At 60.4% G+C, this 24,898-nt stretch carries 21 protein-coding genes and 1 pseudogene; 5 read left to right on the top strand and 17 right to left on the bottom strand.

Annotation, left to right across the window (positions count from 1 at the left end; genetic code table 11):
• Window positions 1-65 precede the first annotated feature (65 nt).
• From FDQ92_RS01695 to FDQ92_RS16055, 5 genes and pseudogenes are all read right to left on the bottom strand, one after another.
• Entirely contained in the window at window positions 66-1,247 is a 1,182-nt protein-coding gene (locus FDQ92_RS01695; protein ID WP_137422993.1) for an acetyl-CoA C-acetyltransferase, read from the bottom strand.
• 159 nt (window positions 1,248-1,406) lie between these two features.
• Window positions 1,407-2,432, bottom strand: a complete 1,026-nt coding sequence (locus tag FDQ92_RS01690) for a potassium channel family protein (protein WP_137422992.1) — start codon at window positions 2,430-2,432, stop codon at window positions 1,407-1,409.
• A gap of 311 nt (window positions 2,433-2,743) precedes the next feature.
• A complete protein-coding gene (locus tag FDQ92_RS01685) occupies window positions 2,744-3,745 on the bottom strand; it encodes an ABC transporter ATP-binding protein (RefSeq protein WP_137425661.1) in 1,002 nt (333 codons plus the stop codon).
• 19 nt (window positions 3,746-3,764) lie between these two features.
• Window positions 3,765-4,739 carry an ABC transporter ATP-binding protein gene (locus FDQ92_RS01680; protein ID WP_137422991.1) on the bottom strand — a complete coding sequence of 325 codons (975 nt, stop codon included), beginning with the start codon at window positions 4,737-4,739 and terminating at the stop codon, window positions 3,765-3,767.
• A gap of 26 nt (window positions 4,740-4,765) precedes the next feature.
• Window positions 4,766-4,933 (bottom strand): annotated as a pseudogene (locus FDQ92_RS16055) (ABC transporter permease); the annotation flags it as partial.
• Window positions 4,934-5,429: 496 nt separating this feature from the next.
• On the opposite strand from FDQ92_RS16055, the gene ftsH reads away from it, so the two are divergent.
• A complete protein-coding gene (gene ftsH / locus FDQ92_RS01670) occupies window positions 5,430-7,418 on the top strand; it encodes an ATP-dependent zinc metalloprotease FtsH (RefSeq protein WP_137422990.1) in 1,989 nt (662 codons plus the stop codon).
• Between the two features lie 52 nt (window positions 7,419-7,470).
• Here ftsH and FDQ92_RS01665 read toward each other — a convergent pair whose 3' ends face one another.
• Window positions 7,471-8,988, bottom strand: a complete 1,518-nt coding sequence (locus FDQ92_RS01665; RefSeq protein ID WP_137422989.1) for a leucyl aminopeptidase — start codon at window positions 8,986-8,988, stop codon at window positions 7,471-7,473.
• 42 nt (window positions 8,989-9,030) lie between these two features.
• Window positions 9,031-9,867 carry a HesA/MoeB/ThiF family protein gene (locus tag FDQ92_RS01660; RefSeq protein ID WP_137422988.1) on the bottom strand — a complete coding sequence of 279 codons (837 nt, stop codon included), beginning with the start codon at window positions 9,865-9,867 and terminating at the stop codon, window positions 9,031-9,033.
• A gap of 162 nt (window positions 9,868-10,029) precedes the next feature.
• Here FDQ92_RS01660 and serC point away from each other — a divergent pair, with 162 nt between their 5' ends.
• Window positions 10,030-11,115 (top strand): 3-phosphoserine/phosphohydroxythreonine transaminase, encoded by a 1,086-nt coding sequence (gene serC / locus FDQ92_RS01655; protein ID WP_137422987.1) that lies wholly within the window; start codon window positions 10,030-10,032, stop codon window positions 11,113-11,115.
• A gap of 83 nt (window positions 11,116-11,198) precedes the next feature.
• Here serC and FDQ92_RS01650 read toward each other — a convergent pair whose 3' ends face one another.
• The 10 genes from FDQ92_RS01650 to rplM all read right to left on the bottom strand — a co-directional run bounded on the left by FDQ92_RS01650 (window position 11,199) and on the right by rplM (window position 20,692).
• Window positions 11,199-11,903 carry an ABC transporter ATP-binding protein gene (locus FDQ92_RS01650; RefSeq protein ID WP_137422986.1) on the bottom strand — a complete coding sequence of 235 codons (705 nt, stop codon included), beginning with the start codon at window positions 11,901-11,903 and terminating at the stop codon, window positions 11,199-11,201.
• Window positions 11,896-12,669: an ABC transporter ATP-binding protein gene (locus FDQ92_RS01645; RefSeq protein ID WP_137422985.1), complete on the bottom strand. Its 774-nt coding sequence runs from the start codon at window positions 12,667-12,669 to the stop codon at window positions 11,896-11,898. The genes FDQ92_RS01650 and FDQ92_RS01645 overlap by 8 nt, the downstream gene beginning before the upstream one ends.
• 12 nt (window positions 12,670-12,681) lie before the next feature.
• Entirely contained in the window at window positions 12,682-13,722 is a 1,041-nt protein-coding gene (locus FDQ92_RS01640) for a branched-chain amino acid ABC transporter permease (protein WP_137422984.1), read from the bottom strand.
• Between the two features lie 20 nt (window positions 13,723-13,742).
• Window positions 13,743-14,636, bottom strand: coding sequence for a branched-chain amino acid ABC transporter permease (locus FDQ92_RS01635; protein WP_137422983.1), 894 nt, complete (start codon window positions 14,634-14,636; stop codon window positions 13,743-13,745).
• Between the two features lie 265 nt (window positions 14,637-14,901).
• Complete coding sequence (locus FDQ92_RS01630) at window positions 14,902-16,032, bottom strand: ABC transporter substrate-binding protein (RefSeq protein WP_137422982.1); 1,131 nt, start codon at window positions 16,030-16,032, stop codon at window positions 14,902-14,904.
• A 518-nt stretch (window positions 16,033-16,550) separates the two neighbouring features.
• Window positions 16,551-17,753, bottom strand: coding sequence for a pyridoxal phosphate-dependent aminotransferase (locus FDQ92_RS01625; RefSeq protein WP_137422981.1), 1,203 nt, complete (start codon window positions 17,751-17,753; stop codon window positions 16,551-16,553).
• Window positions 17,750-18,544 (bottom strand): tRNA pseudouridine(38-40) synthase TruA, encoded by a 795-nt coding sequence (gene truA, locus FDQ92_RS01620; protein WP_211341325.1) that lies wholly within the window; start codon window positions 18,542-18,544, stop codon window positions 17,750-17,752. Before truA ends, FDQ92_RS01625 begins: the two co-directional genes overlap by 4 nt.
• Window positions 18,545-18,647: 103 nt before the next feature.
• Window positions 18,648-19,688 (bottom strand): N-acetyl-gamma-glutamyl-phosphate reductase, encoded by a 1,041-nt coding sequence (gene argC / locus FDQ92_RS01615; RefSeq protein ID WP_137422980.1) that lies wholly within the window; start codon window positions 19,686-19,688, stop codon window positions 18,648-18,650.
• A 150-nt stretch (window positions 19,689-19,838) separates the two neighbouring features.
• Complete coding sequence (gene rpsI, locus FDQ92_RS01610; RefSeq protein ID WP_137422979.1) at window positions 19,839-20,231, bottom strand: 30S ribosomal protein S9; 393 nt, start codon at window positions 20,229-20,231, stop codon at window positions 19,839-19,841.
• Window positions 20,232-20,263: 32 nt separating this feature from the next.
• Window positions 20,264-20,692 (bottom strand): 50S ribosomal protein L13, encoded by a 429-nt coding sequence (gene rplM / locus FDQ92_RS01605; protein WP_137422978.1) that lies wholly within the window; start codon window positions 20,690-20,692, stop codon window positions 20,264-20,266.
• A 439-nt stretch (window positions 20,693-21,131) separates the two neighbouring features.
• On the opposite strand from rplM, the gene aroF reads away from it, so the two are divergent.
• The 3 genes from aroF (at window position 21,132) to FDQ92_RS01590 (ending at window position 24,880) form a co-directional block, all read left to right on the top strand.
• A complete protein-coding gene (gene aroF, locus FDQ92_RS01600) occupies window positions 21,132-22,205 on the top strand; it encodes a 3-deoxy-7-phosphoheptulonate synthase (protein ID WP_137422977.1) in 1,074 nt (357 codons plus the stop codon).
• Between the two features lie 90 nt (window positions 22,206-22,295).
• The gene (gene aroB / locus FDQ92_RS01595) at window positions 22,296-24,320 is read left to right on the top strand and encodes a 3-dehydroquinate synthase (protein WP_137422976.1); all 2,025 of its coding nucleotides are present in this window, start codon (window positions 22,296-22,298) and stop codon (window positions 24,318-24,320) included.
• A gap of 236 nt (window positions 24,321-24,556) precedes the next feature.
• Window positions 24,557-24,880 carry a DUF2845 domain-containing protein gene (locus FDQ92_RS01590; protein ID WP_170180132.1) on the top strand — a complete coding sequence of 108 codons (324 nt, stop codon included), beginning with the start codon at window positions 24,557-24,559 and terminating at the stop codon, window positions 24,878-24,880.
• Window positions 24,881-24,898: the final 18 nt, after the last annotated feature.

Below are 24,898 nucleotides of genomic sequence, written 5' to 3'. Positions count from 1 at the left end.
CGCTTGAGCTCAGGTTTAATGGTTCAGCCTTCGGGCGATCCAGAGGTTGGCTTCCTGAGCTTGATTCAGGGGGCTTCCACGGTCATGGCGAGACCCTGCCCGCCTCCGATGCACAATGTGGCCAGTCCCTTTCGGGCGCCCCGTCGCTTCATTTCGTAGAGCAGAGTGGTCAGGATCCGGGCGCCGGAAGCGCCGATGGGATGACCTAACGCGATGGCGCCGCCGTACACGTTGACCTTGGATGTGTCCCAGCCCATTTCTCGATTGACGGTGATGGCTTGAGACGCAAACGCCTCGTTGGCCTCGATGAGATCCAGGTCATCTACGGTCCAGCCGGCCTTTTCCAGCGCCTTGCGGCTGGCCGGAATGGGGCCGGTGCCCATGATGGCGGGATCGACTCCGGCCGATGCGTAGGAACGGATGCAGGCGAGCGGCGTTAGATTCAGGTCCGCGGCCTTCCGTTCGGACATGACCACAATGGCGCCCGCGCCGTCGTTGATTCCCGAGGCGTTCCCGGCGGTGACTGTTCCACCGGGCTTGAACGCCGGCTTCAGTTTCGAAAGCGCTTCCAGGGTCGTGCCGAACCTCGGATGCTCATCGGTATCGAAAAGCACCGGATCGCCCTTCTTCTGAGGGATCGAAACCGGCACAATCTCGTCTCTGAACCGGCCGCTTCGGATGGCGGCTTCCGCCTTCTGATGACTTTCCAAAGCAAAACGATCCTGGTCTTCCCGGCTCACACCGAACCGTTCCGCGATGTTTTCAGCGGTGATCCCCATGTGGTAGCCGTAGAAGATGTCCCACAGTCCATCGTGGATCATGAGGTCCACCAGGCGACCTTCGCCCATCCGGTGCCCCCAGCGGGCCTGCGGCAGCGCATACGGAGCGTCACTCATGTTCTCGATGCCTCCCGCCACCACCACCTCGGCGTCACCGAGCATGACGGCCTGAGCCGCCAGGGCTACCGATTTGAGACCGGAGGCACAGACCTTATTAATGGTATAGGCGGGGATGGTGTAGGGAATCCCTGAATGTATGGCGACCTGCCGGGCTGGATTCTGCCCCTGGCCGCCCTGGAGCACGTTCCCCAGGATCACCTCGTCCACCTGTTCCCCCGAAAGGCCGATCCGCGCCAGCGCCTCCTTCACCGCAATGACACCCAACTTTACGGCGGAAACGGTACACAACGACCTGCCGAAACTTCCGACCGGCGTTCGGACTGCGCTCACAATGACCGCTTGATGCATGGCAACCTCCATAGGGAGCTGGATTTGTAAGTACGAAACTTGGGTTGGGAGGGAAAGGAACCCGGCTTGTTGAGCCGAAAACCCTTATAGGATATCAGGTAATGCTTGTCAACTAGTTACTTTCATTGATATTTCCTTCGCCCCAGCGCGCCGGTGGGATCATTGTGGGGATTTCCCGCCCAGTTGGTCCGCGAAGCGGTCCAGGTTGTCCCTGGGTCCGATGGCTACCAGAGTGTCGTCCCCCTGGAGTGTCTCATGGGGCGATGGATTGTAGATCATGGTGCCGTCGGATCGCTTGATGGCCACGATGATCAGGTTGAAATCACTGCGGATGCCGGAGTGCATGAGCATCTTTCCGACAAGCGGCGCTTCCCCGGGAATGGTGAGTTCTTCCATGCTGAGAGCCATGCCGTCGCCGGAGAGGGCCAGTTCCAGGAAATCGGTGACGGTGGGGCGAAGAATGTTCTGAGCGATCCGCATGGCGCCCCCGGCGTAAGGGGAAACGACCCGGTCCGCGCCCGCCTTGATGAGCCGCTTTTCGATCCCCGACGTCATGGCCCGGGCGCAGATGAAAAGATTCCGGTTCAAATCCCTGGCGGTGAGGACGATGAAGACGTTGTCCGTGTCGTGAGCCACAACGGAAACCAGGCCCTTGGCTCGCTCGATGCCGGCCGCCAGGAGATTCTCTTCGTCTCTCGCGTCGCCGGCAAGGTAAGGCAAGCCTATTTCCTGGAGCCGCAGGAGATCCGATTCCAGCGTGTCGATGACCACCAGCGGGACCTTGTGGCGGTTGAGTTCCCTGACGATGATTTTGCCCATTTGCCCGTAACCGCAGATAATATAGTGATTGGTTACTTCTTTCAGTTTCTTGCGCACCCGACGCCTCCGGTAGATTTCGAGCAGGTTGCTGTCCATGAGAAGCTGGCCGAATGAGGCCGTATGGTAGGCGACAAATCCGACACCCATGAAGAGGAGCAGGATCGTGTAAAGTCTCCCCGCCGGGTCGAGCGGGCGCACTTCACCGAAGCCGACGGTGGTCAACGTGATGACCGTCATGTAGAGGGCGTCGAGAAAGCTGAAATCGGCGACTATCATGTAGCCGGCCGTCCCGACCAGCAGGATTCCCAGAAACGAAAGCGAAAGCAGGAGAAGCCGACGCCCGATGACGCCAACACCGGAATTCATGTACTCGACCTGCGCGTGAGAAGTGAGCGGGCTTTCAACGTCCAACGAATTCTAGGGGAGGCGTCCATCAAAATCAATGCGGCCGAGCCATGGGTTCACACACTTTTCATGTCTCCGCAGGTGACCACCATCACTATAGGTCGGTTGCCCTTGCTCCCAAGCTATAGCATCCCCCTTGTTCCCAAGCTCCAGCTTGGGAACACAACTGTGCAGAAGCTCCAGCTTCGATTGAGGCCGTGCCCGAGCCAGAGCTTGGGAACGAGGTGGATGGTGGGGCTTGGGAACAGTGCAGAGTATTCTCAGACACCTTTTCAGTTGTCCTGGGTTTGACCGCTCAAGAGGAAGCAGCGTACATGGTGCCGGGGATGGACTTCCACGAAAGCGGGGACTTTTACTCGGCACACATCCATGGCGTACGGGCATCTGGGATGAAAATGGCAGCCCGGAGGCGGGTTGAGCGGACTGGGAAGATCGCCCACCAGGCCCTTGAAATCTTTCTTTACTTCCGGGTCCGGGATCGGAATGGCTTCCAGCAGCGCCTGAGTGTAAGGGTGCAGCGGATTGGTGTACAGTTCTTTCTTGTCGGCCAGTTCCACCAGCCGTCCCAAGTACATGACGGCAACCCGGTCGCTGATGTGTCGGACCACGGAAAGGTCATGGGAAACGAAAAGATAGGTCAGATGAAATTCCTGCTGCAGGTCCATGAGCAAGTTGATGACCTGGGCCCGGATCGAGACGTCCAAGGCGGAGACGGGTTCGTCGCATATCATCAGTTCCGGCTGCAGGGCCAAGGCGCGGGCGATACCGATCCGCTGGCGCTGTCCGCCGCTGAATTCATGGGGATAGCGGTCGATCACTTCAGGCCGCAGGCCCACCAGTTCCATCAGGTAGCGGACACGCTCCTGGCGTTCCGAGAAGGACCCGGCGTTGTGAATGACAAGCCCTTCGGAAATGATCCGGCCCACCGCCTGTCTGGGGTTGAGAGAAGAGTAGGGGTCCTGGAAGATGATCTGCATCTTGCGGCGGAGCGGGCGCATGGCTTTTCGGGAGACATTCGCAAGATTCTGCCCGTCGAAGAAGATCTTTCCCGACGTCGGGTCCTCCAATTTCAGGATCACCCGGCCCAGCGTGGACTTGCCGCACCCGCTTTCGCCGACCAGTCCGAGCGTTTCGCCGCGGCGGACTTTGAGGTCGATCCTGTCCACGGCTTTTACGGTCCCGATTTCCCGCCGCAACACCCCGCCGGTGACCGGATAGTACTTCTTCACGTCCTCCAACACGACCAGGTCGGTTGCCGTTTCCTGATGGCCCATCGTTTTGGTTTTCCATCCATCATGCATAAAGCCAACACCTTACCGTATGACCGGGTTTCGGAACAAGGAGTCCGGGTTCCTCCTTAACGCAGCGGTCGAAGGCGTAGCGACACCGGTCGTTGAATTTGCAGCCCGGCGGCAGTGCCAGAAGGTTAGGGACGACCCCGGGAATGGCTTCCAGCCGCTGTTTTTCATCCGAGTCCGTGGTTCCGGGGATAGAACGCAAGAGCCCCTGGGTGTAGGGATGCAGGGGATCATGGAAGAGGGCCTTCACCGTTGTGGATTCAACGATCCTGCCCGCGTACATCACCACCACGTCTTCGGCGGTCTGGGCCACCACCCCCAGGTCGTGGGTGATGAGCAGCACGGCGGTCCCCGTGGTCTCCCTGAGTTCCCTCATGAGTTCCAGGATCTGGGCCTGAATGGTCACGTCCAGGGCCGTGGTCGGCTCATCGGCGATGATGAGACGCGGATTGCATGCGATAGCCATGGCGATCATCACCCGTTGGCGCATCCCGCCGCTCATCTGGTGCGGGTAGTCGTTCACGCGGCTTTCCGCCGAAGGAATGCCCACCCGTTTGAGAAGTTCCACCGATCGATCCAGGGCCTCCCGTTTGCGAAGTCGCTGGTGCTGCTGGAGCACTTCCGCGATTTGCTCCCCGATGCGGAACACCGGGTTGAGAGAGGTCATGGGTTCCTGGAAGATCATGGAAATCTGGTTCCCCCGGATCCGGCGCATGCCCTCTTCCGAAAGTTTCAGCAGCTCTTTTCCGGCAAAAAGGATCTCGCCTTCCGCGATCCGACCCGGCGGCTCGGGAATCAGCCGCATGATGGACAGCGCCGTCACGCTCTTTCCGCACCCCGATTCGCCGACCACACCGAGCGTCCGGCCCGGAAGAAGATCGAAGGTCACGTCGTCGACGGCCTTGGCCACCCCGCGTTCCGTAAAGAAATAGGTCTTGAGGTGTTTCACCTGAAGCAGCGGTTGAGACATGGGGGCATCCTCTTTTATTCCCGCAATCAGGGGTCCAGCGCGTTCCGGAGCCCGTCTCCGAGCAGGTTGAAGCCGAGCACGGCCAGAAGGATCATGACGCCCGGGAAGGTGACGGCCCACCAGGCTCGAAGAATCGACGCCCTGCCGTTGGCGGGCATGGCACTCCATTTCGGGGTGGTCGGTTGCCTTTTCAGCCTTCTTTTTTAGGGGAATGCCAGGTCACCGCCCGAGATCTGAGGGGGCGAGTTCCACGAAGTGCTTGACTCGTTAACAGAAAATACCCACATTGTCGAAAAATTGTTAGCGCCCTAAATGTAAACCTGAACCAGAAAGGTTAACGAAGGTCAAAAAATTCCCCTCTCCCTTGATGGGAGAGGGTTGGGGTGAGGGTGAGAAAATCAACGTATGTCAATCAGTTACATTCCCCTCCCCTTACTCCCCTCCCACAAGGGGAGGGGAAATAGAATTTGGCATCAAATACTAAGTCTATTATTTTCTACGCTACCAAAAAATCGCCGATGCTTACAAGCGGCTTCCATCGCGGAGAGCCCTCGCCGAAACGCCGTATCGAAAGGTCGAACGCGTCGCCTCGAAGCCCCGGCCGCCTGCGATCTCCGGTCAACGGGTGTAGAATATCTTTTGACGGCGGCAAAGACATTGTGAACAGGGAACCTTGCAGGAGCAATGGTCATGGCCAATAAATCCGAGAAAGGCTCGGGCGGCTTGAAAGACATCATGGATCGCTTGAAAGGATCGATGGGCGGTGGGGATGGATCCCAGGACCCGTCGCGCCGGAAGGTCCAATTTTCGTTCTGGTATTTCCTACTGGCCCTCCTGGCGGTGTCTTTCCTCCAGAACTACTTCTTCGAACAGCAGATGCTTAAGATCCCCTATTCGGAATTCAAACAGCACGTTCGGGAAGGCCGGGTTAAAAACGTCGTCATCGAAACCGACAAGATCCGCGGCCAGATGTTTTCCCCGGACGACCAAACGGATAAATATTTCGTCACGGTCCGCGTGGACGATCCGGACTTGGTGAAACTCCTGGATGAACAGGGCGTCAAGTACACCGGGAGGCTGGAAAGCCGCCTTGTGGCCGCCATCCTCTCGTGGCTGCTCCCCATGGCGGTCTTCATTCTGTTCTGGAGTTTCCTTATCCGGCGGATGGGCGGCGGGCCTCAGGGGGTTCTTTCCGTGGGGAAGGCCCGGGTGAAGATTTACGCGGAAAAGGAAGTGGGGGTCACCTTTGAGGACGTGGCCGGGATCGATGAAGCCAAGGCGGAACTCCAGGAAATTGTCGAATTTCTCAAGACGCCGGAAAAATTCCAGAAAATTGGAGCGAAAATCCCGAAGGGCGTGCTTCTCGTGGGAGCGCCCGGGACCGGAAAGACGCTTCTCGCCAAGGCCGTGGCCGGGGAAGCCGGAGTGCCGTTTTTCAGCATGAGCGGCTCCGATTTCGTGGAGATGTTTGTGGGTGTGGGAGCCGCGCGGGTCCGGGATCTCTTCGGCCAAGCCAAGCAGAACGCCCCTTGCATCATCTTCATCGACGAGCTGGATGCGCTGGGCAAGGCGCGGGGCTTGAATCCCATGGGCGGTCACGATGAGCGCGAACAGACCCTCAACCAGCTCCTAGTGGAAATGGATGGTTTTGAGCCCAATTCGGGCGTTATCATCATGGCCGCCACCAACCGCCCGGAAATCCTCGACCCGGCGCTGCTTCGCCCGGGCCGCTTCGACCGCCATGTGGCCATCGACAAGCCCGACATCCGGGGGCGGGAAGCCATCCTGCGGATCCATTCGCGGAACGTCAAGCTCGACGACGATGTGGATCTCCACAAGATCGCCGCCATGACGCCGGGGTTTGTGGGGGCGGACCTGGCGAACCTGGTCAACGAGGCGGCCCTCCTGGCCGGCCGCCGGGGAAAAGACGTGGTCGGCATGGCGGAATTCCAGGAAGCCATCGACAGGATCATCGCCGGCCTTGAAAAGAAGAACCGGGCGATGAATCCCCACGAAAAGAAAATCGTCGCCTATCACGAAGCGGGCCACGCCCTGGTGGCCATGAGCGTGAAAAACGCCGATCCCGTGAACAAGATCTCGATCATTCCTCGAGGAATCGCAGCCCTCGGCTATACCCAGCAACTGCCCACGGAAGACCGCTACCTCATGACCCGCGAAGAGCTCCTGGACCGCCTCTACGTGCTTCTCGGCGGCCGTGTGGCGGAAGAGATCGTCTTTGGGGACGTTTCCACCGGGGCCCAGAACGACCTGCAGCGGGCGACGGACATCGCCCGCAGCATGGTCATGGAATACGGGATGAGCAGCCGCCTGGGACTCCTCACCTTCACCCGCGAACCCCGTTCGCCTTTTCTGGACGTGGCGGGTCCCAGGGTCCGGGAGTTCAGCGAGCGAACCGCCCAGGAAATCGATGAAGAAATGGCCGTCCTCATGGAAGAAGCCCATCAAAAGGTGCGGTTCATCCTCATGGAAAAGCGCGAGTATCTGGATCGCCTGGCAAGCATCCTCCTGGAGAAGGAAGTATTGGAAGGGGAGGAATTGAAGCGGTTTGCCGAAGAAGTGCGCGCCGCCGGCAGAAACCAGCGCCGGGAAAAGGGCGGGTCGGCGGAAACCGGGGAGAGCGGCGGGGAGTCTGTGAAGGGGTCAATTGCCCCCGACTGAAGTCGAGGGCTTCCTTGGCGCATGTTCTGCGAACAGCGAGCGAACCGCCCCGTCAACGCGGCCGGATTTCCTCCCAGCCCCGGACAACCTCAAACAGCGTCCGCACGCCGAACCCTGTGGCTCCCTTGGGGATGGCTTCCCGATCCTTGTCGGCCCAGGCGGTTCCAGCGATGTCCAGGTGGACCCACGGAACAACGTCGGGGACGAACTGCTTGAGGAAGATGCCGCCGATGATGGTGCCCGCCTTCCGGTCGCCCACGTTCTTGAAATCGGCCACGTCGCTTTTGATGCTTTCAAAGTAGAGATCCCAGAGAGGCAGCGGCCAGAAACGCTCCCCCACCGCGTCGCCCATCGTTCTCACGGCTTCGACCAGTTCCTGCCGGTTTCCCATGATTCCCGCCGCCTGGTCGCCGAGCGCCACGATGCAGGCGCCCGTGAGCGTCGCGATGTCCAGAACCGCGGCGGGCTGGAAGCGTTGAGCGTAAGCCAGGGCGTCGCAGAGGATCAGTCGCCCCTCGGCGTCGGTGCTGATGACTTCCACGGTGAGTCCCGCCAGGGTCCGCAGCACGTCCCCCGGCTTGTAGGCTTTGCCGTCGGGCATGTTTTCCGTGCACGGAAGGAGCGCCACCACCCGGCGCTGGATGTCTTGCCTGCCGATGGCTTCCATCGCTCCCAACACCGCAGCGGCGCCGGCCATATCGTGCTTCATGGCTTCCAGGTTCTGGCTGGGTTTGATGGAGATGCCACCTGTGTCGAAGGTGATCCCCTTGCCGATCAGCACCAGCGGAGGATCGGATCGGCGGGTTTCGGGGGCATGTTCCATGACGATGAAATAGGCGGGTTCCAGGCTTCCCTGAGCCACAGCCGTGAACGCCCCCATTCCCAGTTCCCGCGCTCCGGCCTGGTCGATCACTTCCAGTGCGAATCCATGGCGCTCGGCGAGCTTCCGCGATTCCTCCATCATGCGGGTGGGCGTGAGGTCGTTGGAAGGGGCCGTGGTGAGGTCCCGGGCCATATAGATGCCGGCGATCACGGCCTCGGCCCGGGCTACGGCTTCCAGCCGGGCCGGTTCCGGGTCATCGGTCGAAAAGAGCTGGAGGCCTTCCAAATGGTGCAAAGAATCCCGGTCCCGGGTCTTCAACACATCGTAGCGGTAGAGTCCGGAAAGCCCTCCAGTCACGGCTTCTTCAAGAGCCTTTTCCAATGGAAAAGGCAACCCTTCCAGCGCCTGGAGGGGAATACCCACGCTGCGAAGTTTGAGGTCTCTGGCTTTTCGGAAAGCCGCGGCGGCCGCTCCCCGGAGCTTTTCCAAATCGATTTCCTTTTCTTCACCCAAGCCGGCCACGATCGCCCTCGGAATACGGGCTTCGGCGGGGCTGTAGAGCACCTCCACCCGCTGCGGTTCAGCCTGAAAGTCGTGAAGCGCCCGGGATGTGAGAATCCAGGGCGCGGCGCGGCCGGCCCACGCGGTGAAGGCCGCCGGCAAAGCCTTCGCATTTTTAGGAACGAAAAAGATCACGGCTTCCGATGAACATTCTTCCGGCGGTAGTACGGACCACTGAATCTGCATGTTTCCTCACCCTCCATCGCCTCGAACATAACAGAGCCGGAATCAAGGGGAAAGAGCCATGGCGTGGATGAGCCCACTGTCCCCGTCAAAATAGACGAACCTGTCGGCATAGGCCGGCGCTCGGTGCAGCAGCAGGCGAAGCGCTTCCATCGCCTGGAGGCTTCCCACCAGGCTTGCAGTGACCCCCAACACCCCCATGGCCTCTTCGGCAGGATCGCGCCGCTTTCGCCCGCCGTAGAGATCCGAAAGGGAACACCGGGAATCCGGAAGCAGCGTGACCAACTGTCCCCACCATCCCGCAACCGCTCCGTGCACCAAAGGAATGCCGCGCGCGCGGCAGGCTTCCTCCAGGAAAAAACGTGTTTCAAGGTTGTCCAGGGCGTCCATGGCTGCGTCCGCACCGTCCAGCATCACGGCGGCGGTTTCGCTTCGAAACGTGTCTTCCATGGCTTCGATCCGGATGAGGGGATTCATGGCTGCGAGCTGCTCGGCTCCCGCCCTTGCCTTGGACCGGCCCAGGCTTCCGCTGTGGCAGAACCACTGGCGGTTGCAATTGGTGAGTTCAAAGCGGTCACCGTCGGCGATCCGGAGATGCCCCACACCGCAGCGGGCCAGAAGGTGAGCGATGACGCCCCCGAGGCCGCCGCACCCGCAGATGAAGACGCTCGATCGGCCGAGACGCTGCTGATCGGACAGATCGATCCCCTGGAGATTCTTGAGGTAACGGAGGGGAAGAACGCCCTCTTCCAGAAAGGAGTTCTGAGCCTCCCAAGGGGGGATCTTTTCCCTTTCGGCCCATGCGAGGACCGTCCCATCCTCCACCACCAGCCTGTCTTCACCTCCGTAGGAAACGGTATGGGCGAGTTCTCGAAGTTTCATAGGGAAAACATCCTTGATTCCGATTGACAAAAGGAGGGGCCCTCGTTAGCGTACCAGCTTCGGTCTTTCGACGTTGGAGCCTGTGGCCATACCTCCGGCTATTGACGCCCAGGTCGATGTATCAAAGAACACACTTTCAATGGTTCCAAGGAGGGTTCAAGCATGACCGATCGGATTTTCAACTTCAACCCGGGACCGGCCGTTCTCCCCTTGCCCGTTCTCCAGGAAATACAGGCGGAGCTTCTCAATTACAAGGGTTCAGGAATGTCCATCATGGAAGTGAGCCACCGTTCCAAGTGGTTTGACGACGTTTTGAACGATGCGGTGGCCCGGACCCGGCGCCTGCTGAATCTGAGCGACCGCTTCAGGGTGCTTTTTCTCCAGGGCGGGGCCAGCATGCAATTTCCCATGGTGGCCATGAACCTGGCGCTGCCCGGAAAACCCCTGGACTACGTGGATACCGGCACCTGGTCCACCAAGGCGATCAAGGAAGCCCAGATTCTCGGAAAGGACGTGCGCGTGGTGGCCGGTTCCAAAGATCGGGAATACACTTACATTCCCGAAACCGTTCCCGTCAATCCCGATGCGTCCTACCTTCACATCACATCCAACAACACCATCCGGGGTACCCAGTGGAAGAGGTTTCCCGAAACGGGCGGTGTGCCCCTGGTGAGTGACATGTCCTCCGACATCTTGAGCCGGGTCTTCGATCCGGAGCCGTTCGGACTCATCTACGCCGGGGCGCAGAAAAACGCCGGCCCCGCGGGAGTGACCTTGGTGATCCTTCGCGAAGACATGCTGGAACGGGTCCCCGCCGATCTCCCCACTATGTTCCGGTACACCACCTACGCGGAAAAGAATTCCCTTTTCAATACACCTCCATGTTTCGCCATCTACGTGGTGGGGCTCGTTTTGAAATGGCTCGAAGAAACCGTGGGCGGTGTGGCGGCCATGGAGGACATCAATCGGCGGAAGGCGGATCTGCTTTACGCGTGCATCGATGAGACGGATTTCTACCGAGGCACCGCTTCCCCGGAATCCCGTTCCGCCATGAACGTGACTTTCCGGCTGCCCACCCCGGAACTGGAACAGAAGTTTATCGAAGAAGCGACACGGGCGGGGCTCGGAGGACTCAAGGGGCACCGTTCGGTGGGAGGCTGCCGGGCTTCCATCTACAACGCCATGCCCCTGGAAGGAGTGGAAGCCCTGGTGCATTTCATGAAAGACTTCGAAAAGAAAAACGGCTGATACAAGCGGGCCCCGTATCGGTGCGGGCGCCCGCTCTTTCCGGCCTTCCGTTCGGTGCGGCGTCTGCCGGGGCTGAGCCGGCGTCAGTCTTCCCCCAGGTAGGCTTTTCGCACTCTTTCGTCTTTGAGCAGTTCCCTGCCCACTCCCTCCAGGGTGATGCGACCGGTTTCCAGGACATAGGCGTAGTGCGCGACGTTCAGGGCAGCCATGGCGTTCTGTTCCACCAGCAGGATGGTGGCGCCTTGCCGGTTGACGGTTTCGATGGCATTGAAGACTTCTTCCACCACCAGTGGGGCGAGCCCCAGCGAGGGTTCGTCCAGGAGCACCAGCTTGGGGCGGCTCATGAGCGCCCGCCCCAGGGCCAACATCTGTTGCTCGCCACCGCTCAATGTTCCCGCCAGCTGCTTTCGCCGTTCTTCCAGCCGTGGAAACAGCGTATAGACCCATTCCAGCTGCTCAAGGTACTCCGCCTTGCTTCGGTTGTATGCGCCCAGTTCCAGGTTTTCCAGCACCGTGAGGTTGGAGAAGACGCGGCGGCCTTCAGGGGCCACGCCGATTCCCCGGCGGATGATCCGGTAGGTTGGTGTCCGGGACAGATCGGCGCCGTTGAAGCGGATCGTCCCCTGCCTCGGTCTCACCAATCCCGCGATGGTCCGGAGCGTCGTGCTTTTTCCGGCGCCGTTGGCGCCGATGAGCGTGACGATCCGGCCTTCCTTCACCGTGAGGTTGATGCCTTTGAGGGCGTGGATGCCCCCGTAGTATACGTGCAGGTCTTGGATTTCAAGCATGCTTCGGTTCCCCCAGGTACGCCTTGATCACTTCGGGGTTCTTCTGGATTTCAGCGGGGGTGCCTTCGGCGATGGTGACGCCGTAGTCGAGCACCTTGATCCGTTCGCAGAGTCCCATAACGAACTTCATGTCGTGCTCGATGAGAAAAATCGTCAGTGCGTACCGCGACCGCAGGTCCTGGACCAGCTTGGCCAGTTCCCTCGTTTCTTGAGGATTCATGCCTGCTGCAGGTTCGTCCAGAAGGAGCAGCTTGGGGTGGGTGGCGAGAGCGCGTGCGATCTCCAACCGCCTCTGCTGACCATAGGCAAGGGCGCCGGCCTTTTCGTCGGTCAGGTGGACCAGGTTCAGGTCCTCCAGGAACGTGCGGGCATCCTGAATCATCCTTCGATCTTCCTTCAGATAGCGGGGAAGCCCAAGCATGGCTTCCCAGAAATGGGACCGCAGCCTGTGGTGAAGCGAGACCATGACGTTTTCGAGAACCGTCATGTCGGTGAAGAGCCGGATATTCTGAAAGGTCCGGGCGATGCCCTTGGCGGTGATCCGATGAACCTTCAGGCCCGTGATGTCTTCACCCTGCCAAATCACCCGCCCCGTGGTCGGAGCGTAGAAGCCGGTGATCATGTTGAACACCGTAGTCTTCCCGGCTCCGTTGGGACCGATGAGCCCCACCAGCTCTCCGGGCTGGATCTCGATGGAAAAATTGCTGACGGCGGTCAGGCCGCCGAACTGCATGACCAGCCGGTCCAGTTTGAAAAAGTCGCTCATGAAACCCGTCCTCTATCGTCCGCTCAGGCGCAGTCTTCTGAACAGGGCGTCCCAACTGAACTCGTTTCGGCCCATGATCCCGCGCCGGGCGAAGATGATGACCGCCATGAGGATGACGCTGAAGATGACCATCCGCATTCCGGGGATGCCCGGAATCACAAATAGGCCGAAATCCATGGGGCTTTCCACCACCCGCAGCGCTTCGCCCCCCCAGGTGAAAAGGACGGCGCCGATCACGGCCCCGGTGGTGCTTCCCAGTCCGCCGACCACGATGATGATCAGGAGGTTGAACGTCAGAAAGAAGGTGAAGAGCGTCGGGGAGATGGTGGTGATCAGGTGGGCCAGGAGGCCTCCGGCGATCCCCCCGAAGAAGGCGCTCACCAGAAAGGCCAGCATCAGATGCTTGAATGGATCGATGCCCATGGCCTTGGCGGCGATTTCGTCTTCCCGGATGGCCTTCATGGCACGGCCGTAGCTGCTGTTGATGAGCTTGGTAATGGCGATGATGCTGAAAACGGCGACCCCCCAGGACCACCACAGATCGGTGTAGGGGGTGAGTCCTTTGATGCCGAGGGGCCCGTTGGTGACGCTCTGAAGGGCATTGCACATGACGCGCACCACCTCGCCGAATCCCAGCGTTACGATGGCCAAGTAGTCGCCGCGGACCCTCAGCACGGGAAAGGAAATCAGAAACGCGAAAAGGGTGGCCGTCACGCCGCCGGCCAGAAGCGAGACGACGAACGGAGCCTGGACGACGCTGAGAGGCCAGATGAGGGGTTCGATGATGAAGCTCATCTGTTTTTCCGCCGGCGACATGGTGAGCAGCGCAGACGTGTAAGCCCCGATGGTGATGAAGGCGTTCGGTCCGAGGTGCAGGAGCCCGCAGACGCCGTTGACCAGGTTGTAGCTCACGGCCATCGTGATAAAGATGCCCATGTTGTTCAGGATGCGCACCTGGTACTCGGTGCCGTAACGCTTGAAAAGGTAGAGAACGCTGAACAGGGCGGCGAGGCTGAGGGCGTTGAGGACGAGGTTTCTTCGGCTGTGGTTCATGGCCGCTTCCTCCCGCTACATCAGGTCTTGTCGGTGATGGGCTCTCCCATGATCCCCGTGGGCCTGAAGAGAAGGACTAGGATAAGGATCACGAAGGAGAAGGCGTCCCGAAACTGCGCCATGCCCGGAAACAGCGCCACCAGAAGGATTTCGCCGAGACCCAGGAGAAATCCCCCGATGACAGCTCCGATGATGTTGCCGATACCCCCCAACACGGCCGCAATGAAGGCCTTGAGCCCAGGGATCACGCCCATGAAGGGATTTACCTGCGGGTACTTCATGGCCCACATGATGCCGCCGGCTCCAGCCAGCGTGGAACCCAGAAGAAAGGTCACGGCTATGATGCGGTCCAGGTTGATGCCCATCAGCCGGGTGGTTTCGAAGTCCTTGGACGCAGCCCGCATGGCCTTGCCCGTTTTGGTGCGGTAGACGATGAACAGCAGGCCGAAGAGCAGTATGAGGGTGAGGGTCGGGATGTAAAGGGTCAGGACCTGGATGCGGACGCCAAGGACCGTGATGACCCGAGCGAACATGTCCGGCCGGGGAAAGGCCTTGGGAATCCCCCCGATGATCACCAGCGCCAGGTTCTCCAGCAGAAACGAAGCCCCGATGGCCGAAATGAGAAGCGAGATGCGGGGCGCATCCCGCAGGGGCTTGTAGGCCGCCCGGTCCAGCAGGATGCCGACCACGCCCGTAAAGACCATCGCCAGCGGAAAGCTCACGTACCAGGGCAGCATGAAGATGGTGATGCCGTAGATGGCCGCGTAGGACGAAACCATGAGAAGGTCGCCGTGGGCGAAGTTGATGAGGCGCAAAATGCCGTAGACCATGGTGTAGCCAATGGCGACCAGCGCGTACAGACTTCCGAGGGAAACCGCGTTGATCAACTGCTGGGAAAAGATGGTAAGAGTCACCGGTTCATCCTTTTTGCGACGATGGCCGTCGAGTCATTAAACGCATCGGATGGCCGAGTACCGCCATAGACCGGAGGGGCGGCGGGCCGCCGGCGGCCCCCGCGACGCCGGTTCCGCTCTGGGTCGGTCGAGGGTGCGCCTTCAAGCGGCGGGGCAGAGCAGAGTATCCGGAAATCACGCGCCGAAGGAAAAGATGGCGCAAAAAAGAGCAGGGTGGCCATGAGCCGACCCTGCTTCTCTTCATGACAGGCCTTGGGTACTCATCCTAGGGGTTGACGGTGGTCACGTACACGAACTTGCCCCCTTCCACCTTGTTGATCACCATGCTCTTGATGGGGTTTCCGTCTTCGCCCATGTTGATGACCCCCGAAACCCCCTGGAAATCCTTTATGGTAGCCAGGGCGTCACGAACCTTGGGGCCTTCCGTCGAGCCGGCCTTCTCGATGGCTTCAACCAGCAGGAAATACGCATCGGCTCCCAGTGCAACGAACGCGTCCACGTCCTTGTTGTATTTCTTCCTGAAGCGCGCGATGAATTCTTTACCGCGTTCTGTCGTGGCCGCTTCCGGATGGAAATGGCCGGTGAAGTACATGTTTTCCACCGCCTCGCCGCCGATGTCGATCAAGGCGTCAACCTGGGCGCCGTCACCGGTCAGGATAGGGGCCTTGATGCCGAGGTCCCTGGCCTGCTTAGCCATCAGGGCGTTTTCTGTGTAGTAGTTGGGAGCGTAGATGACGTCCGGATTGGTCGATTGCACGGCGGAAAGCTGCGCCGAGAAATCCTGGTCGCCGGTCTGGATGTAGGTGGTGGAAAGGATTTCACCGCCCAGCTTTACGAATTCCTTGACAAAGAAGTTGCCAAGCCCCACGCAGTAGTCCTGAGCGATGTCGATGATGACCGCGGCCGTCTTGGCTTTCAGTTCGTTGAATGCGAACCGGGCGGCCACCTCACCCTGAAACGGGTCGATGAAGCAAGCCCGGAAGGCGTAGTGCTTGCCCTGAGTCACCAGAGGGTTCGTCGCCGTGGGGCTCACCGAAGGCACCTTCGCCGCTTCGGAAATGGGGTTTCCTGCCATGGTGTTCCCGCTGATGGCCTCCCCGATGATCCCGACCACTTTCTCCTTCTCCACAAGGCGGCTCACCGCGTTGGCCGCTTCGATCTTGTCGCTCTTCGTATCCACCAGGATCAGTTCGATCTTCTTTCCCAACACTTCCGGTTTCATCTCGTGGGCGATCTGGATGCCGTCCCATTCCATCTGCCCGTAGGATGCGACCGTGCCGGTCATCGGGAGGTACGCTCCGATCTTGACGGTGTCCTGAGCCTGAACCGGGCTCAGAAACGCCGCGATCAGAAATGCCGCTGTCATTGCCGAAGCCAGAAGACTCTTTCTTTGCATGATCTCCTCCTCCTTCAAGTTGTCATGAAGGCACGAACGCGCATGGGTGCGGATCTTTTAGAACGACATCCAGGGTGACCCTCTGAGGTAGATCCAGATGGCCTTGAAGCAGCAAGCGCATCAGCTCTGTTTCCCCTCGTTCCCAAGCTCCAGCTTGGGAACAAGAAGCAAAAGATCTGCACCCAACGCGCATCCACCCGGAAATGCCACCAATATTGCGTAACTACTTGATGAAACGGGTTATCTGCTCTCTACTCCAGCCCTGCGTTTTCTGTCAATGAAAAGGAGGGGAAATAGAATTAGCCATCAAATATTAGGTCTATTATTTTCTACGCTACCATGAATTTTGTAGCGGGTTCGCATGGGTCGCGGCCTCATGGGGAGCGAAGCTGGAGCTTCTGCACAGTTGTGTTCCGAAGCTGGAGCTTGGGAACAAGAAGAAGGCCCGTCTTTGGGAGACGGGCCTTGCTGATTGTGCGAAGTCCTCACCGGAAATGCGCGGGCCGCTCGGCAGCGACTCAGGCGGGCTGGAGGGCTTTAAGCGCCGAGGCCAGGCGGTCGAAGCCTTCCTCGAGGTCCTGCATGGAAAGTGCGTAAGAAAGACGGATGCATCGGTCTTCCCCGAAGGCGTTTCCCGGAACCACGGCCAGGTGCACCGTTTCCAGTAGATAGTCCGCGAGACCCGCGGATCCGTCGATGGTGCGCCCGCCCACGCGGCTTCCGTAGAAGGCGCTCACGTTGGGAAAAACGTAGAAGGCTCCGGCGGGCACGGCGCAGGTGACGCCCGGAATGTCGTTCAGGCGCTGGAGCACGTAATGCCGGCGTTCTTCGAATACCGAGACCATATGGGTGACGCATCCCTGGTCACCCCGCAGTGCGGCCACCGCGGCCCATTGGGCCATGGAACACGGGTTGCTGGTGGACTGTCCCTGGATCTTATTGGCCGCCTTGACCACTTCCGCATCGCCCACCAGGTATCCGATCCGCCAGCCCGTCATGGCGTAAGTCTTGCTCACCCCGTTCACGATGAACGTCCGTTCGCGAAGGTCCTCCCCTAGCATGGCGAAATTCACCCATTCCTCGCCGTCGAACAGGATCCGGTAGTAGATGTCGTCGGAGACGAGGGCGATGCCGTCATGGGCGCGGAGCACTTCGGCCAACGCCTCCAGTTCATGCCGCCGATAGTGGGCGCCTGTGGGATTGGACGGGCTGTTTATGATGAGCATGCGGGTCTTGGGTGAAATCGCCCGTTGCAGGCCTGCCGGTTCCATCTTGAACCCGGTGGATTCCGAACACGGAACGAAAACGGGGGTTGCGCCCGCGAGGCGAACCATGTCCGGATAGGAGACCCAGTAGGGGCTGGGGATGATCACTTCGTCTCCGGGGTCCAGGAGCGCCAGGAACAGGTTGAAGAGGGCATGTTTTCCGCCGCAGGAAACGAGCACGTTCTCGCGCGAAAACTCGAGCCCGTAGCCGGTTTCGATTTCCAGGAGGACGGCGTCTTTCAGTTCGTCGATGCCTCCGACCACCGTGTAGCGGGTTTGTCCCCGACGGATGGCCTGAACCGCCATCTGGTTCACGTGGTGGGGGGTCCTGAAATCGGGTTCGCCGACTCCGAAACTGATCACGTGTTTTCCCTGCTGCCGAAGAGCCTTGGCTTTTGCAGAGATGGCGAAGGTCGCCGACGGCTGGATCTGGGACACCCTCTGTGCCGGTTTCATTGGTTGTCGCCTCCATGCATTTTCCGGGGTTGGCGGTCGTCGTAGAAGACGCGGACCAGGTAGAGGCCGTGAGCCGGGGCGGTAACCCCGGCCTTGCGGCGGTCTCTCCCATCCAGGACGGCCTTGAACTCTTCGGCGGTGCGCTTCCCCTTCCCTGCTTCCACCAGGGTGCCGACCAGGTTACGCACCATATGCCGCAAAAAGCCGTCGGCTTCAAAGGAAAAGACCAGGTGATCGTGGTCGGGCCGGCGGTGGCGCGCGCCTTTGAGTTCGCGGACGGTGGATTTCACGGTGGAACCGGCCGCCATGAACGCCGCGAAATCATGGACGCCGCAGGCGATCTTCAGGCAGGCCTCAATGACTTCGTCGTTCAATGGCTCTTTCACGTGCCAGCTCCGGCGCCGCTCCAGCGCCGAAGGCACGGGGCGGTTGAGGATGTGGTATTCGTAGAGCTTCCCTGTGGCCGAGTAACGGGCATGGAACGCATGGGGCATTTCCTCGGCCTGCAGCACGACGATGTCGGGAGGAAGCAACGCGTTCAGGCCTCGCAGGAAGTCTTCAGGCTGGAGGCGCGTTGCGGCATTGAAACTGACGACCTGACCGAGTGCGTGCACTCCGGCGTCGGTCCGGCCTGAAGCCCGCACGGTCACGGGTTGCCCCACCATCACGGAGAGCCTGGATTCCAGGACTTCCTGGACGGTGAGTACCCCATGCTGGCGCTGCCAGCCGTGGTAGCCGGCCCCGTCGTATTCGAGCACGAGCTTGAAGTTTCGCTTGATGCGAACGTTCACGGAAAACCGTTACACCGGCATGAAGCACGCCGCCGCCCCACCCATCGGGAGCCTACGCGGGGCGCCGAATCTAGCCGGTGCCACGGTGGAACGGGGGTGTCGTTCAAGGCTGCCACGGGGCTTCCCGGAGTCCCTCGTCTTCCTCGAAGCCGGCCATGAGGTTCATGTTGCAGACGGCTTGCCCGGAAGCCCCCCGGGTGAGGTTGTCGATGGCGGAAACCACGATGACGCGTCCGGTCCTAATGTCCACCTTCCATCCCAGGTCGCAGTAATTGGACCCCCGGACCTGGAGTGTCGAGGGAAGGGCCTTGGAGCCGCAGAGTCGGACGAAGCGGGCGTTCCGGTAGAAAGACGCGAAGGCGGCGTCCACCGATTCAGGCGGAGTTCCCGCTTTGAGTTCGGCATAGACCGTGCTCAGAATGCCTCGGCTCATGGGAACCAGGTGCGGCGTGAAGGTGACGTTGAGCGGTCTGCCGGCGAGCCGGCTCAATTCCTGTTCGATCTCCGGCGTGTGACGATGTTCCCCGCCGATTTTGTACGCCTTGAGGCCGTCGTTTACTTCACAAAAATGTGTGGTGAGGGAAAGCCCGCGGCCGGCTCCCGACACCGCGGACTTGGAGTCGGCGAGGATGGTTTCGGGAACGATGAGGTCTTGAGCCAGAAGCGGCGCCACGGCGAGAATGATGCTTGTGGGATAGCAGCCGGGATTTCCCACCAGGCGGGCCGTGCGGATGGCGTCCCGGTAGAGTTCGGGGAGGCCGTAGACGGCTTCGGAAAGGAGGTGTGGGGCCGTGTGTTCCTGGTACCACATCTCGTAAAGGGCGGCGTCGCGAAAGCGAAAATCGGCGCTGAGGTCGACCACTTTCAGGCCCCGCTGCAGGAGCTCCGGGACGAGCCCCATGGCGGCCCGGTGGGGAAGGGCGGTGAAGACCAATTCGGCGTCTTCGGCGAGTCGGTCCGGATCAGTGCCGTGAAAGGTCAGGTGGCAGTGGCCGCGAAATGCCGGGTAGACTTCGTCCAGGCGCTGCCCTTCGCTGGTGCGCGACGTGACGGTTGAAAGAACCACCCGGGGGTGGGTGGACAGCAGGCGGATCAGTTCAAAGCCCGTGTAACCGGAAGCTCCTGCGATGGCGACGCGAAGCATGGCGCTCTCCTGGATCCCTCGTAACGGCCGCGGCCCATGGCGCGGCGCGGCTCCATAACAAACAGGGGCGGCGCGCCTCCGGCGCGTGCCCCTGAACGACATCGGTTCCCATGTGGAGCCGGATCGAATCGATGTTGCCGAGAAAGACCGTTAACGTTTCGAATACTGGAAGCGGGCGCGCGCTCCGCGTTGGCCGTATTTTTTCCGTTCCTTCACGCGGGAGTCGCGGGTGAGAAAGCCTGCGCGCTTCAGGACTTCGCGGAACTCCGGGTTGTACTCGAGGAGCGCCTTGGAGATCCCGTGCTTGATGGCTCCGGCTTGGCCCGAAATGCCGCCGCCCGTTACGTTGACGAACACATCGAGTTTTCCGTAAGTGCCGGTGAGCATAAGCGGCTGATGGATGACCATCTTGCTGGTTTCGCGCCGGACATATTCTTCAATAGGCTTTTTGTTGATGAACACACGACCGGAGCCGGGCTGGAGCCAGACCCGCGCTATGGCGGACTTGCGCTTCCCCGTCGCGTAAAACCGTTGTTCTGCCATCTGTGTTGTCTCCCTCGGATGTCTGCAGCGGACTAAAGCGCTGTCTTTTCCGGTTGCTGAGCCTCATGCGGGTGGTTGGACCCGCGGTAAACCTTGAGTTTCTTTAGGAGTGAACGTCCCAGGCGGTTTTTGGGCAGCATTCCCCGGACCGCCAGGTGGATCAGCCGCTCCGGATGTTCCCTGTTCATCTTCCGGGCCGGTGTGGCCTTGATGCCGCCCATGTGCCCGCTGTGACGGTAATAGACCTTCTGGTCCCACTTGCGTCCCGTCATCCGGACCTTTTCCGCGTTGATGACCACCACGAAATCGCCCGTATCCACGTGCGGTGTAAACGTTGGAAGATGTTTGCCCCTCAGGCGCGTGGCGATCCGGCTCGCCAGGCGGCCCAGCACCTGCCCCTCGGCATCCACCAGGATCCACTTGCGACCGGTCGCGTCAAACTTTGAACTGGCTGTCTTCATTGAAACTCTCCATCACGAAGAAGGTCCTGAACTCGAAGCACTTTCCTATAGAAGATCGATTCAGGGCTGTCAAGAGCAAATCCGCGACGTTGCGGCGATCATCTTTTTGCTTGACGTCCTCTTCGCGGCGCATGTATAAAACACATGCTATCTTTTTCCAATGAAGAGGGCTCAAAAAATGCAGTTCGATTCCGTTTCGGCGGCCGGCGTGTATTTTTATTTTCGGTGGTATTACTGCCCCGTGGGGGTTGGTCCGCCGATGATCTGAGCTGCCGATGCGAGCACAAAGATCCTGAAAGCCGTGGGCTGACCTTCAAGCATCCCACGGCTTTTGCTTTTGAAGGCCGTGGCGTCCACCACGGCCTTCGGTGTTTCTGAGCGTTTCGGGAACGGAACGCTCATCGTTGACACACCCCACAACCGCAAGGAGGGCAAGGCCATGATCATCGTCATGAAACCCGATCACACCGCAGACGAACTGCGGGAACTCGTCATGAAAATGGAAAAGCTGGGGCTGAAAACCCACATTTCCAAGGGAGAACGCCGTACCATCGTCGGTCTCATCGGCGACCGGGACATTCTCCAGGAAATTCCGTATACGTCTTTCGCCGGTGTGGAATCGGCTCACCCCATCCTGAGGCCCTACAAACTGGTGAGCCGGGAATTCAAGGAAGACAACACGAGGTTCCAGGTCGGCCCAAATTGCGAATTCGGTGGAAAGGCGATTCCCATCATCGCCGGTCCCTGCGCGGTGGAAGGCCGGGAAGTGCTGGAAGAGATCGCCGACGCCCTCCATGAACTGGGCATCCCGCTTCTGCGGGGCGGCGCATTCAAGCCCCGGACTTCGCCCTACTCGTTCCAGGGGCTGGGCGAGATGGCGCTGAAATTCATGAGCGACGTCCGGGAACGGACCGGCATGCCCGTCGTCACCGAAATAATGGATCCCCGCGATCTGCTGCTGGTTTACAAGTACGCGGACGTCCTCCAGATCGGTACCCGCAACATGCAGAACTTTCGGCTCCTCACCGAAGTTGGCCAGCTGGATAAGCCGGTGATCCTTAAGCGGGGAATGTCGGCGACCATTAAGGAATTCTTGATGTCGGCGGAATACATCATGAGCCGCGGAAACGGCAAGGTGATCCTCTGCGAACGCGGCATCCGGACCTTCGAAACGGAGACTCGAAATACGCTGGACCTGAGCGCCGTGCCGCTGCTCAAGCAGCTCACGCATCTTCCCGTCATCGTGGACCCGAGCCACGCTCTGGGGCGCGTGGACCTCATTCCGGCCATGACCCTGGCCGCCGTCGCCGCCGGTGCCGATGGATTGATGATCGAAGTTCACGTCCGTCCCCACGAGGCACTCAGCGACGGCGCCCAGTCGCTGACACCCGAAGGGATGGCGAATCTCATCGAGAGACTTCGCCCGGTGGCGAAGGCGGTGGGGCGGGAGCTGCTGTTGGTTCCCGGGGCGCACCAGGTGAGAGCCGGTGAAAAGGTGGAAGCGGGTGCGTGAGGGGACCGTGCGCCGTCTTTTTTCGACTCATCGGCCGGCGGGCCGGGAGCCCGTGCCGAGTCATGCGGGTTGACAAACCGAGGAGGACCTATGCAGAAGGGTGCAAGCGGAGACTTTACCTGGCCCCGGTTTCCCCTGGTGGGCATCGTGGGGGGCCTAGGGGCCATGGGGCGGCTTTTCCACCGTTTTTTTAGAAGCCGGGGATGTGAGGTGCTGATTTCCGACCGCGCTACGTCCCCGGCCAACGAAGAAGTCGTCACGCGCGCGGACGTGGTGCTTTTCAGCCTGCCTCTTCAGAATGCGGAAGAAATCATCCGCCCGCTCGTTTCCCTGACGCGTCCCGGTCAGCTGCTTGTCGATATCTGTTCCCTCAAGGTGGACGTCATGAAGACCATGGAGGCCTCCCCCGCTTCGGTGGTGGGGCTCCACCCCATGTTCGGGCCTTATGTCTCCACCGTCTCCGGGCAGACCATGATCGTCTGTCCGGGGAAACGCGTCGCCCGGGACGCCTGGGAATGGCTGACCCGGACCCTCGAAAGCGAAGGACTGAAGCTCCATGTGTGCACGCCGGAAGAACACGATCGGATGATGACCGTCATCCAGCTCCTTCCGCACCTCACCACCGTGGTGCTGGGTCACACCCTCCGGCGCCTTCGGGTGGACGTGGCGGAAAGCCTGAATTACACCAGTCCCATCTACCGTCTGGAAGTGGATCTGATCGGGCGCATCTTTGCCCAGGATCCCGCCCTTTACGGGGCCATCGGCATGGACAATCCGTTCAAGGCGGAAGCGCTGGAGGCCCTCCAGGACGCCTTCCTCCAGACCGTGGACCAAATGAAACGGAGCGACCGGGAAGCCTTCGCCCGCACCTTTCGGGATACGGCCGACTTTTTCGGCGATTTCTGCCGGCAGGCGCTGGAGGAAACCAACCGTCTGCTCGACTGGCACAACGGCCGAAAGAACTCCAACCCGGGAAGGCTGGGGTGCCGCATCGTGTTTCCGGAAGGCATCGAGGAAGCGGGACTCGCCGCTCACTCTGAGGATGCGTCCACGAGCCGTGTCTGGATCGAGTCTCAAAGCTTTTCCCGCCTCAAGGAACTGCTCCATCGGCACTTTGCACGGTTCGAGCCGGTGGCCGTGGTGGATGCGGCGCTTCAGGAGCATTTAGGAACGGAACTGGAATCGTTGGGCCGGGAAGTTCCTACCATCTTCTGGGAGGCGAAAGAGAGCGAGAAACGGTTGGCGTCTGTGGAACGGCTTGCCGAAGACATGGTGCGGCAGGGCGCCCATCGGGGTTCGATCCTGGTGGCGGTGGGCGGCGGCGTGACGGGGGACGTCGTGGGGTTTCTGGCGGCCGTTTATATGCGAGGCATTCCCGTCATCCAAGTGCCGACGACCCTGCTGGCCCAGGTGGACAGCTGCCTGGGGGGGAAAACCGGGGTGGATCTGCCCAGCGGCAAGAACCTCGTGGGAAGCTTCCACCACCCGGCAGGCGTCCTGGTGGACCCGTTTGTCTGCCGAAGCCTGCCCGAAGCAGAATGGCAAAACGGCATGGCGGAAGTCATCAAGTACGGACTGCTGGATTCAGAGGACCTGTTCGGCAACCTGGAGGACCTTGTCTCAAGAGCCCCTTCGCGCCGGGCGGGGTATCCTCTGCCCGATTCCGTTACGGAAAGAATCGTCCGAAGGTGCCTAGCCATCAAGGCGCGGATCGTCATGGAAGATGAAAGGGATTTCGGGTTGCGCCAGCTTCTGAACCTGGGGCACACGGGAGGCCACGCCATCGAGGTTCTGAGCGACTACTCGGTTCCCCACGGCCAGGCGGTGGCGCTCGGCATGCGGGTGGCTGTCAGACTCGGAACCCTCCTCGGGAAAACGGAACCCTCCCTGGAACATCGCCTGGTTTCGGTGCTGGAGGGTTTCGGACTGCCGATCCGAAGCCCCCTGGAGGCTCCTCCCGCCGCGCTGGTCCAGGCGCTCATGAAGGACAAGAAAAAAGACGCCAGGGGGCCGGTTTGGATCATCCCCAAGGCACCCGGCGAGGTGGAACGCGTGCGGGACATACCGCAGGAGCTCGTCGTGAAAGCCTTTGAGGTTGTGGCGGGAAAAGCTTGATCGACGCCGGTCCGCCCAGACGGCGGATTGAAATCCCGGACGGCGCCTCGGGATAGGCGGAGTCTCCGCGGGGTCGAGGCCACCGGCGAAACGTGCTATGCCAAACGGCCGCTGGTGATTTAGTATAAAAAAATCGGGGACTGAGCAGACGGGGTTCTGAGGCGTCTTCCGGGAGGTTTCGCATGGATATTCAAAAGAGGGGGAGGGCTGGGTGGAGAGCCGCGAGGGCGGTCGTTGTGCTGGTGCTTTGGCTTGTCGTGGGAACCCCTGCGATCGAGTCCGAAGATTCCATACCGTCCCTGCGCTGCGGCACCCGGCTGGTGCTGATCGGGGAACTCAAGATCGATGTCCTGGCCAAATGCGGCCCGCCTCTATACGAACAGACGGTCGGGGAACGGATCATCCGAACGTCCCGAGGCTACGACAAGAAAATCGTCGAGGAATGGATCTACAACTTCGGCCCAACCGATTTCGTGCACACGCTTCGCTTCGAAGGTGGGAGGCTTGTGGCCATCATTCGGGGGAACGGGGCTACACCCTGGATTGATCCCTCGGCCTGACGGAGACGTCGTTTTGAT

The organism is Desulfoglaeba alkanexedens ALDC, assembly GCF_005377625.1.
GTDB classification, from domain to species: domain Bacteria; phylum Desulfobacterota; class Syntrophobacteria; order Syntrophobacterales; family DSM-9756; genus Desulfoglaeba; species Desulfoglaeba alkanexedens.
This window is presented reverse-complemented; position numbering and strand designations above follow the sequence as displayed.